This is a genomic window from Croceicoccus naphthovorans, from assembly GCF_001028705.1.
Taxonomy (GTDB): domain Bacteria; phylum Pseudomonadota; class Alphaproteobacteria; order Sphingomonadales; family Sphingomonadaceae; genus Croceicoccus; species Croceicoccus naphthovorans.
Window position 1 is genome coordinate 256,270 of sequence record NZ_CP011770.1, and the last position, 13,471, is coordinate 269,740.

12 protein-coding genes are annotated in these 13,471 nt (G+C 61.9%); 10 read left to right on the forward strand and 2 right to left on the reverse strand.

The genetic code is table 11. The features are described from left to right. The first annotated feature begins 191 nt into the window (after window positions 1-191). The 9 genes from AB433_RS01300 to AB433_RS01340 all read left to right on the forward strand — a co-directional run bounded on the left by AB433_RS01300 (window position 192) and on the right by AB433_RS01340 (window position 9,394). Entirely contained in the window at window positions 192-2,072 is a 1,881-nt protein-coding gene (locus tag AB433_RS01300; protein ID WP_425389117.1) for a PHA/PHB synthase family protein, read from the forward strand. A 200-nt stretch (window positions 2,073-2,272) separates the two neighbouring features. Further along, window positions 2,273-3,085: a phasin family protein gene (locus AB433_RS01305; protein ID WP_053058927.1), complete on the forward strand. Its 813-nt coding sequence runs from the start codon at window positions 2,273-2,275 to the stop codon at window positions 3,083-3,085. A 222-nt stretch (window positions 3,086-3,307) separates the two neighbouring features. After that, window positions 3,308-3,736, forward strand: a complete 429-nt coding sequence (gene clpS / locus AB433_RS01310; protein WP_082134733.1) for an ATP-dependent Clp protease adapter ClpS — start codon at window positions 3,308-3,310, stop codon at window positions 3,734-3,736. Window positions 3,737-3,854: 118 nt separating this feature from the next. Beyond that, on the forward strand, window positions 3,855-5,117 hold the full coding sequence (gene lptF / locus AB433_RS01315; RefSeq protein ID WP_260181899.1) for an LPS export ABC transporter permease LptF: 1,263 nt from the start codon (window positions 3,855-3,857) through the stop codon (window positions 5,115-5,117). Beyond that, entirely contained in the window at window positions 5,107-6,204 is a 1,098-nt protein-coding gene (gene lptG / locus AB433_RS01320) for an LPS export ABC transporter permease LptG (protein ID WP_047819614.1), read from the forward strand. Before lptF ends, lptG begins: the two co-directional genes overlap by 11 nt. 73 nt (window positions 6,205-6,277) lie before the next feature. Continuing rightward, on the forward strand, window positions 6,278-6,556 hold the full coding sequence (locus AB433_RS01325; protein ID WP_047819615.1) for a hypothetical protein: 279 nt from the start codon (window positions 6,278-6,280) through the stop codon (window positions 6,554-6,556). Window positions 6,557-6,784: 228 nt separating this feature from the next. Beyond that, a complete protein-coding gene (locus AB433_RS01330; protein ID WP_047819616.1) occupies window positions 6,785-7,651 on the forward strand; it encodes a sterol desaturase family protein in 867 nt (288 codons plus the stop codon). Between the two features lie 27 nt (window positions 7,652-7,678). Continuing rightward, window positions 7,679-8,842: a hypothetical protein gene (locus AB433_RS01335; RefSeq protein ID WP_047819617.1), complete on the forward strand. Its 1,164-nt coding sequence runs from the start codon at window positions 7,679-7,681 to the stop codon at window positions 8,840-8,842. A gap of 114 nt (window positions 8,843-8,956) precedes the next feature. Continuing rightward, complete coding sequence (locus AB433_RS01340; protein WP_047819618.1) at window positions 8,957-9,394, forward strand: response regulator; 438 nt, start codon at window positions 8,957-8,959, stop codon at window positions 9,392-9,394. Window positions 9,395-9,683: 289 nt separating this feature from the next. On the opposite strand, the gene AB433_RS01345 is transcribed toward AB433_RS01340, so the two are convergent. Next, complete coding sequence (locus AB433_RS01345) at window positions 9,684-10,430, reverse strand: Crp/Fnr family transcriptional regulator (RefSeq protein ID WP_169749286.1); 747 nt, start codon at window positions 10,428-10,430, stop codon at window positions 9,684-9,686. A 154-nt stretch (window positions 10,431-10,584) separates the two neighbouring features. Here AB433_RS01345 and AB433_RS01350 point away from each other — a divergent pair, with 154 nt between their 5' ends. After that, entirely contained in the window at window positions 10,585-11,382 is a 798-nt protein-coding gene (locus AB433_RS01350) for a response regulator (RefSeq protein ID WP_047819620.1), read from the forward strand. A 107-nt stretch (window positions 11,383-11,489) separates the two neighbouring features. Here AB433_RS01350 and AB433_RS01355 read toward each other — a convergent pair whose 3' ends face one another. Then, window positions 11,490-13,226, reverse strand: coding sequence for a CHASE domain-containing protein (locus AB433_RS01355; protein ID WP_082134735.1), 1,737 nt, complete (start codon window positions 13,224-13,226; stop codon window positions 11,490-11,492). Window positions 13,227-13,471 lie beyond the last annotated feature (245 nt).

Consider the following 13,471-nt stretch of genomic DNA (forward strand, 5'->3'; position numbering starts at 1 on the left):
CCGGGCGCAAGATTATTCTGCCGACTTGACGAAAAGCACGGTTGATCTTTGTTTTGCTGCACTGCACAAAAGGGCGAGCGCGGGAGAGTTTCACGATGGCATCGGGCACGAAGGACAAGGATCGCGGCATGGACGATGCGGGAACGCCGCCGCCCACCAGCAATGCGCCGATGGATTTCCTGCCCTCTTTGATGGCCGGTCCCTTCCTGCAGATGTTCGACGGTCCGATGAAGGATATGATTGCGTTTCAGGACGCGTCGACCAAGGCGATGTTCGGGGCATTTCTGGGCCAGTCGAGCGATGAGGGCGAACCCACATCCGACGGCACCGGTGACGATGTCGACTGGCAGGCAGTGGCCGGAAATCTGAACGAGATGTGGCGATCGTTCCTGAAGAATCAGCCAGCGATCGCATCGTCGGGCATCGTCGACCCGGCCCGCTGGCTGGACATGGCGGGGCGCTGGCTTTCGCAATACCCCATTGGCGGCGACGAGAAACAGACGCAGCTTTTCGCCGAGGGTATGGCCGTGTGGGACACGATGCTGGGCCAGTTCGGCATGGGCGAATCGGCGCAACTGCCGCGCAAGGACAATCGTTTTCGCGATCCGAAGTGGCAGGAAAACCCCCTCTTCGCGGTGCTGCATCAGGCCTACCTGATGCTGTCGGACCAATTGCTGAACGCGGCCGAGGGGGCGCAGGGGCTGAGCAAGGAGCGCAAGGAACAGCTCAAGTTCTTTACCCGACTGACGACCGAGGCGATGAGCCCGGCGCATTTCCCGCTGACCAATCCCCTGGTGATCGAAAAGACCTTGGAGACGGGCGGCGAGAACCTCGTCAAAGGTATGGAACACCTGATCGCTGACCTGGAGGCGGGTAAGCTCAGCCACACCGACAAGAATGCCTTCGTGCTGGGCGAGAATATCGCCGCGACGCCGGGCAAGGTGATCCACGAAACCCCGCTGTTCCAGCTGATCCAGTACAGCCCGACGACGGAGAGTGTGCGCAAGACGCCGTTGCTGATCTTCCCGCCGTGGATCAACCGATTCTACATCCTCGATCTTGGTCCGAAGAAAAGCTTCGTGAAATGGGCGGTCGATCAGGGGCTGACCGTCTGCCTCGTGTCGTGGAAGTCCGCCGATGCGTCGATGGCCGACATCGCGTGGGAGGATTACATCCGCGCCCAGATCGAGGCGATCGATGTCGTGCGCGAACGGTTCAAGGTGCCGTCGGTCCACACGATCGGTTATTGCGTTGGGGGTACGACGCTGGCTGCGACGCTCTCGGTGCTGGGCCGCCGGGGAGAGGCGGACAAGGTTGCCAGCGCGACCTATTTCACCGCGCAAGTCGACTTTACCGAGGCGGGTGAGCTGAAGGCCTTTATCGACGAGGCTCAGCTGAAGATGATCGATTCGCTGGCGGGCGAGGGGTATGTCGACGGGCGCTATCTGGCGCTGGCGTTCAACCTGCTGCGCAGCCCGGACCTGATCTGGAACTACGTCACCAAGAATTACCTGTTGGGTGAGGACTACAGCGCGTTCGACCTGCTTTACTGGAACGGCGACAGCACCAACCTGCCCGCGCGGTTCCACCGCGAGTACCTGAAGGATCTGTATCACGACAACCTGCTGGTCGTGCCCGATGCGCTCAGCGCCGATGGCACGCCGATCGACCTGCGCCGCAATGTCACGCCGTCGTATATTCAGGCGGGGGTCGACGATCACATCGCCCCGCTGCCCAGCGTCTGGAAACTGACGCGGCACTTGTCGGGGCCTAAGCGGTTCCTGCTGGCGGGATCGGGGCATATCGCGGGCGTCGTCAATCCGCCGTCGTCGGGCAAGTACCAGTACTGGTCCATCGGCGAGCCCGATGCCGAGCAGCCCGAGGTGCCCGACACGCTGGATGCCTATAAGGCCCAAGCCGTCGAAACGCCGGGCAGCTGGTGGCCGGACTGGATCAGATGGATCGATGCAATCGACCCCGCAACCACCAAGGCAACGGGCAAGCGCAAGCCCGGCGGGCGTGGCGACACGGTGATCGAAGACGCGCCGGGCCGTTACGTAAAGGCGCGGTAACAAAGCGCTGCGATGGTCTGCCCCGATGGCGGGGCGGACCACCTACGACTTTTGTGCAACGCACAATTTTTCATTGACTCGAGCGCCCTCAACACTTATTGTGCAGTGCAACATGACCCGTGAAATGGGTCTGTCGCGGACGGAGGGCCTGATTGAATTTCCCTCTCGCCGCACTGAATTCGTGAAGCGAGGATAGTTCGATGGCCGAGACCAAGGACGAAGGCGCACCGACAAAGGCGGCGCCCGTCATCAAGCCGGAAGCGGCAAAGCCCGCACCCGCAAAGAAGCGCGGTCGCCCCAAGGGTTCGACAAATGCCAAGGCGGCGTTGAAGACGGCTGCCAAGAAAAAGCCGGCTGCAAAGCCCGCCGTAGCCAAGGCCGCAGCGGCAAAGGCTGCGCCGAAGCCCGCCCCGGCAAAGCCGGTTGCACCGAAACCGGCTGCTCCGGCGCCGGTCGCCGCCAAGCCGGCCCCCATTCCGGCAGCGGCGAAGGAAGCCGAAGCCGCCCCCGCAAAGGTAGCCGCCGCAGCGGCTGCCGCGCCAATGAAGACAATGAAAACGATCACGCAGGAGTTTGTAACGATGACTACCCCCGAAGCGATGACCAAAGGTTTCCAGGACGCCATGGCCGACATGACTGCAAAGTCGAAGGCTGCGTACGAAAAGGGCACCGCCATGGTCTCCGACGTCACCGAATTCACCAAGGGCAATGTCGAAGCCATGGTCGAATCGGGCAAGATTTTTGCCAGCGGCATGCAGGAAATGGGTCGTTCGATGATCGCCGATTCCAAGGCCGAATTCGAATCCATGACCGCAGAGGTCAAGGAAATGGCCGCCGTTAAATCGCCGACCGATTTCTTCCAGCTGCAGAGCGCGATGATGCGCAAGTACTTCGACAAGTCGGTTGCCGCCGCGTCGAAGAACACCGAGAGCATGCTGAAGCTGGCCAACGACGCCGCCCAGCCGCTGTCGAGCCGCGTTTCGATCGCCATGGAAAAGATGAAGGCCGCCTGATCCGGGCACCTTCATCGGGTCGGTAACGCAGACCCCCGGTATCGATCAGCCCCCCTGTTCGATGCCATTCCCGAGTAACGGGGCCGGCCCCGGGATACGTCCCGGTCCGGCCCCGTCTTCGGTTTTGGGCCGGGAAAACCGTACGAAGTTACAGCCCGAATTGGATCAACTGTCGCGAAAGACTTGTTAACGAGAGCCGCGATACGATATTCTGACCTGACCATGGCAAGACTGTTGGATATCCCCCAAGGCGGCATCGTGCCCGGCCCTTTGACTGCGTTTGATGCTGCGCGCGTCCGAATCACCGCCATCGACGAGGGTGAAAAAGGCGACGACGACGAGGGTGACGGCGGGGCGGGCCAGATCGATCTGGTTACGAAAACGCGCGCCAAGCCCAAGAAGCCGAGCCAGTTCAAAGTGCTCATGCTCAACGACGACTACACGCCGATGGAATTCGTCGTGTTGGTGTTGAAGCGTTTCTTCCGCATGGACATGGAACAGGCGACGCAAGTCATGCTCCACGTGCATCAACGCGGCGTGGGCGTGTGCGGCATCTATCCCTACGAGATCGCCGAAACCAAGGTGAACCAAGTGATGGATTTCGCGCGTCAGAACCAGCACCCGCTGCAATGCACGCTTGAAAAGGCCTGATCGCGCGCCTCTTTTCCGGGGCGATTGGCGGCAAAACTGGTGACGCACCCGATGCTTGCCTATATGGGGCAGGCAAGCTAGCCCGCCGGGCCAGACGAAACGACCAGCAGAGCCTTTGTTGAGCAGATTCTTCAACGCGACGGACCGCTACATCTTTCGGCTCGTGCTGATGCCGATGCTGGGTACGTTGGTGCTCGCCGCGTCGTTGCTGATTCTCGACAAGATGCTGCGCCTGTTCGAAGTGGTCGCCAACGAGGGCGGACCCATCGGCGTCGTGTTTCAGATGCTGGCCAACCTGCTGCCCGAATACATGAGCCTTGCGATACCGCTGGGCCTGATGCTGGGCATTCTCTTTGCGTTCCGGAAACTGGCGACGTCTTCGGAACTGGACGTGATGCGCGCGGTAGGGCTGGGGTATACCCGGTTGCTGAAGGTTCCGTACATCATCACCGTTGCGCTGGTGATCCTGAACTTCGTGCTGGTTTACTGGGTGCAGCCGGTCTCGCGCTATGATTACCAGCGACTGGCCTTCGAACTGTCGTCGGGGGCGTTGGGCGCGTCGATCGATGTCGGCGAGTTCAATTCGATACAGGACCGGACCGCGCTGCGTATCGAAGAAAGCCGCGACAACGGGCGCGAACTCGGCGGTATCTTCGCGCGCGTCACCGATGACGATGGCGACCTGCTGTCGATCAGCGCGCGGGGTGGGCGGTTTCTGGCCAATGCCGATGACGAGAATACGATCATCCTGCGCCTGACCGACGGCACGATCATTCAAGACGAGCCGGACATCGACACGCCGCGCGTGTTGTCGTTCAGCAGTTATGACCTTCCCATCGACCTGCCGGAAATCGAACAATTCCGCGATCGCGGCGGGGCGGAGCGGGAATATATCCTGCCCGAACTGTTGCAGATCGGCTGGAACGATCAGGTCGATGAGGATCTTCGCAACGAAAGCCTTGCCAGCTTCAACTTCCGACTGGTCGAAGTGGTGATGATGCTGTTCCTGCCGCTTCTCGCCGTTGCCTTGGCGATCCCGCCAAAACGTTCGACCAGCGCGCTTGGCGTGTTCGTATCGGTGGTCATGGTCGTCGCCTATCACAAGGTGAACCAGTACGGGCAGGACGTGGCCGCGCTTGGCCTCGTCAGCCCGTTGGTGTCGCTGTGGCTGCCGTTCGTTCTGTTCGGTGCCTTGATCGGCTGGATGTATTGGCGCGTGGCCTATGTGCCGGGGGGGCAAGCCATCGGTTGGCTGGAAACGGGGGCGTCGGTCGTGACCAAGAAACTGGTCGCGGTGTTCCGCCTCATGCGCCTGACCGGGCGGAAAGAGCTGAAGCGCATGGCCGAGGAAAAGGACGGGGGCGCGCCTGATGCGGCTTGATTTTCTCCCCTCGTGGCGGCTGACCGTCTATTTGGCGAAGACCTTTGTCGTGCGCATCTTCGCGGTGCTGGCGATGCTGGTGCTGGTGCTCCAGATTCTCGATCTGCTGGGCACGAGCGGCGAGATCCTTGCCGTCGACGGAAACAGCGAGGCGCAGCTATGGACCTATGTCTCGCTGCGCGCGCCGCAATTGGTGGCACGGTTCCTGCCCTACTCGGTGTTGTTGGCGACGATTCTGACGCTGGCGACGCTCAACCAGAACAGCGAAGTCATCGCCATGAAAGCCGCGGGACTTTCCGCGCACCAGATCCTTGCGCCGCTGGTGCTGACGGCGGCGCTGGTTTCGCTGCTCAGTTTCGGGTTCAATGAACGCATCGTCACCCGCGCCACCGCGACGCTGAGCGCGTGGGAAAAGGCGGACTGGGGGCCGGTGCCCGTTGGGTCGAGCATCAAGAGCAATATCTACATGGCCGACGGCGATGCGATCCTTGTCGCGCGCACGGCGGTCGGCAGCGGTGATGCCATGCGGCTGGGCGGCGTGACGTGGTACCGCCGCGACCCGAACCTGATGCTGACCGAACAGTGGCGAGCAACCGATGCGCGCTGGACGGGCGATGGCTGGGAACTGTCCGCCCCGCGCCGGTTCACGGTCTCCACGGCCAAGCTCGACACGATGCCGGATACCGTCGTGGGTGCTGGAATAACTCCGCGCGAGATCGCGATCAGCTCGGTCAACGCCGATGCGCAGGATATCGTGACGCTGCGCAAATCGATCGATGCGCTGAAGGATGCGGGCCGTCGGACGGAGGAGCTGGAAGGCCGCTGGTGGCACAAGATTTCCGGGCCGTTGTCTGCGGCGCTGATGCCGTTGCTAGGCGCGGTGGCTGCGTTCGGGCTGGCGCGATCAGGGCAATTGTTTGTGCGCGCGGTGATCGGCATGGCGCTGGGCTTTGCCTATTTCGTGGTCGACAACGCCGCGCTCGCCATCGGTAATTTCGGCGGATATCCGCCGTTCTTGGCGGCATGGTCGCCGTTCCTGCTGTTCGCACTGATCGGCGAACTGGTGTTGCTTAAAACCGAGGAGTAAAATCTTTTTGGGAACAATGTGGCAGGTTCGTGCGTCTCTGCCTCAATTGCGCCACAATTTGGAGACGCTGACTATGAAAAAGATCATTCTGCCCGCCCTCGCCGCCGTTTCGGCCCTTGGTCTTGCCGCTTGCGGTTCGGAAACGACCCCCGCTGCCGAAGACGCTGCGATGGCCGATGACACTGCTGCCGTCGACACCACCGCCGACACCGCGATGACTGCTCCGGTCGAAGAAGGTGATGGCGACTCGCTGACGGTCAGCGAAGACGGCCTTGATGCCCAGATCAACGATGGCGATACCTCGGTCACGGCCGATATCGACGAAGATCCGTCGATGACCGTTACCGACTGATCCACGCGATCAAAGGGGAAGAGAGGGCCGCAACCGCCGGGTTGCGGCCCTTTTCGCATCTGCAACACACCGCTCACCACCCGTTCAGCCGTGGCGCGATAGTCACGCCTGTTGCGACCCGTAAACCGCATGGCCCGCGCGCGCTGGCGCCGTTGCCATCCGCTGTGCTAAGGGCCGCCCCCGACGCGAATTTGCCCAACGCGAATTTGAAAGCGCAAGATAAAGACTATGGCCCAGGTACAGAGCAATCCGATCGACGAAACCGCACCCGTGGACGAATCCGCGCTGCCGTTCTGGAAACGGTCGCACTATCTCGACCGGATGACGCTGAAGGGCCTGATCGTCGCCTATTTTCAGCATTACACGATCATCGCCTATCTTGGCCTGACCGCACTGTGTGTCGTCGCTTTCGCGATCTGGCCGACGACGCCGCTGCGCGCGGCGCTGGCGTTCGGTGCGGCGATGGTGGTCTATCCGCTGGTCTGGCACCTGCTTCACCAGTATGTTTTGCACGGGCAGTGGATGTACAAGATCAAGCCGCTGGCCGGCACGTGGAAGCGCATTCACTACGACCACCATCAGGATCCGAACCATCTTGAGGTGTTGTTCGGTGCGCTGCACACCACCGTGCCTACGATCTTCATCGCAACCGCACCGATCGGCTATGCCATCGGCGGCATCGGCGGTCTGGCAGCGGCCTTTGCCGGGGGCTTGCTGACGACGTGCTATTACGAGTTCATGCACTGCATCCAGCATCTGGCGTTCAAGCCGAAGTGGAAGTGGGTGCAGTACATGAAGCAGCGCCATGTGGAGCATCACTACTTCGATGAAGACGGCAACTACGGCATCACCAACTACTTCTGGGACCGGGTGCTGGGCACCTATTACGAGAAGAAGGATCGCCCCAAGCGTTCGCCCACGGTGTTCAACCTTGGCTATGACGAGGCGATTGCGGTGAAGTGGCCGTGGGTCAAGAACCTGTCGGGCGGTATCGCATCGGGCCACCCGCGCCGCCGCGCGATGGGCAAGGAAGGGTTCGACCCGCTGAAGGGCCGCGATCAAGCGAAGGCCAGCGAGACGGATAAGGCCGCCTGACGGCCATCCGAAGTTTACGGAGACAGTATGGGCGACGTTTCGGGCGCGCTGGTCGTTGCACCGGTTGAGGGCAAGGCCGACCGTAAAGCGTTTCTGGACGTCGCCTATCGCTTGAATGGCGATGACCCGAACTGGGTCCCGCCGCTCCGCTCCGAAGCGGCGGAAATGCTCGATCCGTCGAAGAACCCGTTCTTTCAGCACGCCGATCACCAGTTTTTCCTCGCACGTCGCAATGGCCGCGTTGTCGGGCGCATTTCCGCGCATATCGACAAGCTGGCGCTGACCATGCCGGTGGAACAGGGCATGGGCCCCGGCACGGGCATGTGGGGCCTGTTCGATGCGGAGGACGAAGCCGTCGCCGCGCCCCTGATCGCCGCGGCGGAGGACTGGCTGCGCGCCAAGGGCATGACGCGGGTTCTGGCCCCGATCAGCCTTTCGATCTGGGAGGAACCGGGCCTGCTGACCAAGGGGCACGATCATCCCCCGATGGTCATGATGGGCCACCACCCTGCCAAGTACCAACCGTGGATCGAGGCGCAGGGCTATGCCCCGGCCAAGACGCTGCGCACCTTTGACCTCGACGTCAGCGGCGGCTTTCCGCCCCTGATCCAGCGGATCATCACGTCTGGCCAGAAGAACGCGAAAATCCGCATCCGCGAAGTCGACAAGGCGAAGTTCGATCAGGAAGCGGCGCTGATCCTCGACATCCTGAACGATGCGTGGAGCACGAACTGGGGCTTTGTGCCGATCACCGATGCCGAAGTCGCCTATACCGGCAAGAAGCTGCGCCCGCTGGTCCGCGAAGACCTGATCATGGTGGCAGAGTACGAGGGCGAGCCGGTCGCGTTCATGATGACGCTGCCCGACGTGAACCAGCCGATCAAGGTAATTGGCGGCAAGCTGTTCCCGTTCGGCTGGGTTCGCCTGCTGAACTGGATTCGCAAACCAACCAATGCGGCCATGCGCGTGCCGTTGATGGGCGTACGCAAGCATCTGCAAAGCTCTCGCCTTGCCAGCCAGCTGGCCTTCATGATGATCGAGAAGATCCGCCTGAACGCGATCCGCGACTATGGCACGACGCGCAGCGAGATCGGCTGGATCCTTGACGACAATCAGGGCATGAACGCCATTGCCGAGGCGATCGATGCCGACATCAATCGCGAATATACGATTTACGGCAAGGCGTTGTGATCGGGGGCGGCGATTTTTCGCGCAAACCTTCGCAATTGCGGGAACGGACCGGCTGAATTCGACGTTGTTTTCCCGATAGCGGCATTTGCGCCGCAGCAGGGATGTTGACACCGGATGACCACCACGAAACCGCCGAAGCAGGCCGATCGCAAGATCGGTACGGCGCTCGTGGTCGAAGACGATCCGATCCTTGCGCTGTCGATAGAGGATATCCTGCTCGAAGCAGGGTCGCCCCATGTCACGGTATGCTCCAGCACGAAGCAGGCGCTTGCCGCACTGGAAAAGAGCAAGCCCGACGTGCTCGTCCTCGACGTGCATCTGGTCGACCGTGATGACGGCTGGGCCGTGGCGGAGCTGGTTACCGAACTGGGCCCGCAACCGCCGCGCATTGTGTTCTCTACCGGCAATCCAGAGGCGATCCCGCAGGACATCGCCGAACTGGGCACGGTTCTGGCCAAACCCTATGCGCCAGAGGCGTTGATCTCCGCCGTTGCGGGTACGCGCCGCACAGGCTTGCTCGCCAAGATCAAGGGCGCGATTACGTCCGACTGATTTTCGTATGACCGGAGTTGACCGCCGCTCGTATCGGGCAGGCGGTTTCTTGCGCATGCCTCGCTGGCGCAGATCGGAAATCTCGAGCGGAAAGTAAAAGGCCTCCGCTCCCCCTGTTAGGGAACGAAGGCCTTTCGGGATCGTATCACCGGCCGCTTGGACGGGAGGGGGGTCTCGGCGGTGACATGACTAAAATGCGCTACCCGGAAATGGGTTCCACCGCTTGCCGATTCTTTTTCGCGACGCTTAAAAAAAAATCATAAACCATTGAATATTAGACATTTAAAAATCAAATAAAGGGCCGCTTTCGCGTCAGGCTGCTGTCAACCTGCACGTAACGGCGCACTGCCTCCATGTCGGGGATCTCGATCACGGTCAGGGTCCAGCGGACCAGCCCTTCGCGGCGCAGGGTCTGGAGCGAGCGGTTGGTATGCACCAGAGACAGGCCCAGCATATCGGCGATCTGGCTCTGCGTAACGGCAAGGTTCAGCTTGTGCGGCCCGTCGGTCATGCAGGTGCCCTCCGCCCGCTCGATCAGGAATAGCGCGAGATAGGCGATCCGTTCGCGTGCATTGCGCTGACCCAGCGCGACAAGGTGCTCTTCCAGCGCGGCCTCTTCCTTGGCGGCCAGCCAGATCAGATCGTAGCTGAGTTCGGGAAAACCGCTGATGAAGCTGCGGAACGCATCGCGGGGGAAGGTGCAGAGGCGCGCGTCGATCAGCGCCTCGATCCCGTGGGTCATCGGCTCGTTCAGTGCCGCCTGAAGGCCCACGATATCGCCGGGGAACAGGAAGTTGATGATCTGCCGCCGCCCGTCGTCCAGCAGGCGAAAGCGGATCAGCACACCCTCCAGCACGGTATAGACATGCGCGCTGGTCGTACCCTGAATCAGGACTTGTCCACCCCGATCGACCGCGACCTCTCCGCTTTTGAACGTCTGGATCAGGTCCAGTTTGTCCGCCGGCGGATTGTGCAAACCTGGACAGCCCAGCAACGGGCATTCCCGGCACTCTACAGTCGAACGACCCACGCTCACCGACATGACCCCGCGTTACCCTGATTAACCTCAGGCCCTGAGAGACAATCTTAACATATTTTGCAAGACTTTAAGTTGCCCGACAAGAAAATCCGGGAACCGTCGTTTCGCGCGCGCGTTTCGGCACTCGATCCAATTAACGGGAAGGGCTTGCATGTCTCTCGGGGCCAAGGTTGCCGCCAATCTGCCATATCTACGCCGCTACGCACGCGCACTCTCGGGCTCTCAGAGCACCGGCGATGCTTTCGTGCGGGCAACTCTCGAAGCTATTCTTGCCGATGCCGACCTGAAGGCAAGCCTGGACGAAGGCGGCCGCGTGCCGCTGTACCGGGCCTTCAACAAGCTGTGGTCAAGCGCATTTCTGCAGGTGGCGGACGGGGAAACCGTTCTTGCCGATCATGAGGCGGCGGCACAGGAACGCCTTGCCGCGATCACGCCGATGAACCGGCAGGCGCTGCTTCTCACTACGCTTGAGGACTTCTCGATCGCGCAGGCGGCCGAGATAATGGACCTGAGCGAGGACGAGGTCGAAAACCTTGTGCAAGAGGCCGTGGCCGAGATCGACCGCGAATCGACGACCAACGTCCTGATCATCGAAGACGAACCGCTGATCTCGATGCAGCTGGAGGACCTTGTCCGCTCGCTGGGTCACGACATCTGCGGCACTGCGGCGACGCGGACGCAGGCGCGCGACGTGATCGACAAGGAAATGCCGGGCCTCGTGCTGGCCGATATCCAGCTGGCCGACGGATCCTCGGGCCTTGATGCGGTGGACGACATTCTCGCCATCGGTTCGGTGCCGGTTATCTTCATCACCGCCTATCCGGAACGCCTGCTCACGGGCGATCGCCCGGAACCGACCTATCTGGTTACCAAGCCGTTCCAGGAATCGACGGTGCGCGCGGCCATCAGCCAGGCGCTGTTCTTCGGATCGAGCCGACCCCTGCCCTGATCCCAACCTGATCGCAGGAGAAACGCCGGTCACCCCGCAAGCGGGTGGCCGGCGTTTTTCGTTGTACGGTTGATGGGCCAACAGACCGCCTGTCGTGGTGCTAGGCTTTAGTCCTTCTTCACCCTGTCGGCGTCGCGGCGTGCGCGGATCATGAATTCGGATCGGGTACGCACCGGGATCAGCATCGTGCACCGCACGCCGCCCGGTTCGAAGACGAGGTCTACGGGGTTGCGCAATTCGTGCGCGACGATCTTCTCGATCAGTTCGGTACCGAAGCCGCGTGGGCGGTCCTGCGGCACCGTCGGCCCGCCGCTTTCCTGCCAGCGGACGCGGACGAGGTTGTCCGACACCAGATCCCAGACCACTTCGACCCGCCCATCCGGAACGCTCAGAGCGCCGAACTTGGCCGCATTTGTCGCCAGTTCGTGGATCGCGAGGCCCAACGACAGCGCATCGTTGGGCGCAAGGTCGACCGGCGGGCCCTGCATCTCGACAATGGACTCACGGCCCAAGGCGTAGGGTGCCATCTCTACCTCGATCACCGAGCGAACCGGGGTCGTCCCCCATTCCGACTGGGTCAGCAGGTCATGCGTTGCCGACAATGCGCGAATGCGCCCGTCGAGCGACGTTGCAAAGCTATCCAGATCGGATGCGCGGCGGCGCGTCAGCGAGACGATGGACAGGACGTTGGCCAGTGTATTCTTCACCCGGTGGTTCAACTCGCGGGTCAGCGAGTTGCGGATCGCGGCCTGTTCCTCAAGAATGCCGATCACTTGCCGCGCATCGGCGGCCTGCCGCGTCAGCAGCCATGCAATGGCCAGCGCCAGCGTCGCGACGACAAGGCCCGCCAGCAGGACGATCACCGCGATTTCGGACAACATCGAGGACTTCAGCGACTGAACCCGCATGGTCCATTCGCGATTGCCGACGTTGACTCTGGTGGTCAGGCTCTCACCCCCGGTTTCCCCTACCCGCAATTCGGCGAGGAGATTGTCGGGCTGAATGTCGCCATCGTAAAGCTGGATATGCGCGCGGTTCGGCAATTCACCTTCCAGCGCGGATTCCAGAAAATCCTGCGCGTTGAAGGGGCTGTAGACATAACCCTTGAGGCGGCGCGTGCCGTCGGCGGCGTTGACTTCAAACACCGGCATATAACTGAGGAAGCCAGGCATCGCTTCCTCCTGCCCTTCCTGTACCAGCACGACTTTGCCCGATGCGGTGGGGCGTGACTGGCGCTCCGCCTCCAACATGGCGGCGCGGCGGATGCGCTCGGAGAACATGTTGAAACCCAGAGCGCGTCGGTTCCGTTCGGTTAGCGGCTGAAGAAACGTGACCGGCACCGCATAGGCCTGATCCGACCGGGGCAGCGGGTGCACGGTAAAGCTGTCTGCCCCGATTTCGCGCATTCGCGCTTCGAAGGCGGGTATCTCGGCGCTATCGACCCGCGCAGCCCAGCCTATGCCCTCGGCACCCCGAAAATTGGCGTCGAGCCGCAATTGTCCCACGAAAGTCTGGAACATCGGTGCGGAAATCTCTGGCTGCGTGGCGAGCAGCGCGGCCCCCGCGCGCAGGTAGGCCGTGTTGGCATTGGCACGGCGTTCCAGCGCGCTGCTCGCGGCGGTGGCGATCTGTTGCAACTCGTTCACGCGGGCCTGCGTCTGCGACTTTTCGATTGCCCAGACGCCCACCGCGGTCAGCGCTGCGATAGCCACGAAAATCCCGATCGGCAGGGCGCGCGGATAGTGCGCAAAACCGCGCAGCACGCGGCCGATCCGGGGATCGGCCCGGCGTCCGCGGCGTTCTTCGACCTTGCGGTCGGCCTTGATCGGTGTCGCTTCGGTCATGCCCCCGTCACGGTCCGTCAGGGCGCGTAAACGCGCATGACATCGCAGCCGCACAAAAGGTGATCGGTCAAAACGGAAGGCTCTTTATAGTTTTGGTCGCTATCCCGGGAACAATTCCACACTGGTTTCGTTCCCGTTTGAGTGACGAGCATTTTTTCAAGACGCCCGGCTCCGCTGGTTGCCGGAATTTCGGGCGGCTCGACGGACTGGAACGGGATCGCGGGGCTAAACCTCGCTGGAAAGCG

Coding starts and splice junctions, on each gene's coding strand:
- AB433_RS01300 (WP_425389117.1), top strand. CDS start 192: ATGGCCGGTCCCTTCCTGCAGATGTTCGACGGTCCGATGAAGGATATG.
- AB433_RS01305 (WP_053058927.1), top strand. CDS start 2,273: ATGGCCGAGACCAAGGACGAAGGCGCACCGACAAAGGCGGCGCCCGTC.
- clpS (WP_082134733.1), top strand. CDS start 3,308: ATGGCAAGACTGTTGGATATCCCCCAAGGCGGCATCGTGCCCGGCCCT.
- lptG (WP_047819614.1), top strand. CDS start 5,107: ATGCGGCTTGATTTTCTCCCCTCGTGGCGGCTGACCGTCTATTTGGCG.
- AB433_RS01325 (WP_047819615.1), top strand. CDS start 6,278: ATGAAAAAGATCATTCTGCCCGCCCTCGCCGCCGTTTCGGCCCTTGGT.
- AB433_RS01330 (WP_047819616.1), top strand. CDS start 6,785: ATGGCCCAGGTACAGAGCAATCCGATCGACGAAACCGCACCCGTGGAC.
- AB433_RS01335 (WP_047819617.1), top strand. CDS start 7,679: ATGGGCGACGTTTCGGGCGCGCTGGTCGTTGCACCGGTTGAGGGCAAG.
- AB433_RS01340 (WP_047819618.1), top strand. CDS start 8,957: ATGACCACCACGAAACCGCCGAAGCAGGCCGATCGCAAGATCGGTACG.
- AB433_RS01350 (WP_047819620.1), top strand. CDS start 10,585: ATGTCTCTCGGGGCCAAGGTTGCCGCCAATCTGCCATATCTACGCCGC.
- AB433_RS01355 (WP_082134735.1), bottom strand. CDS start 13,226: ATGACCGAAGCGACACCGATCAAGGCCGACCGCAAGGTCGAAGAACGC.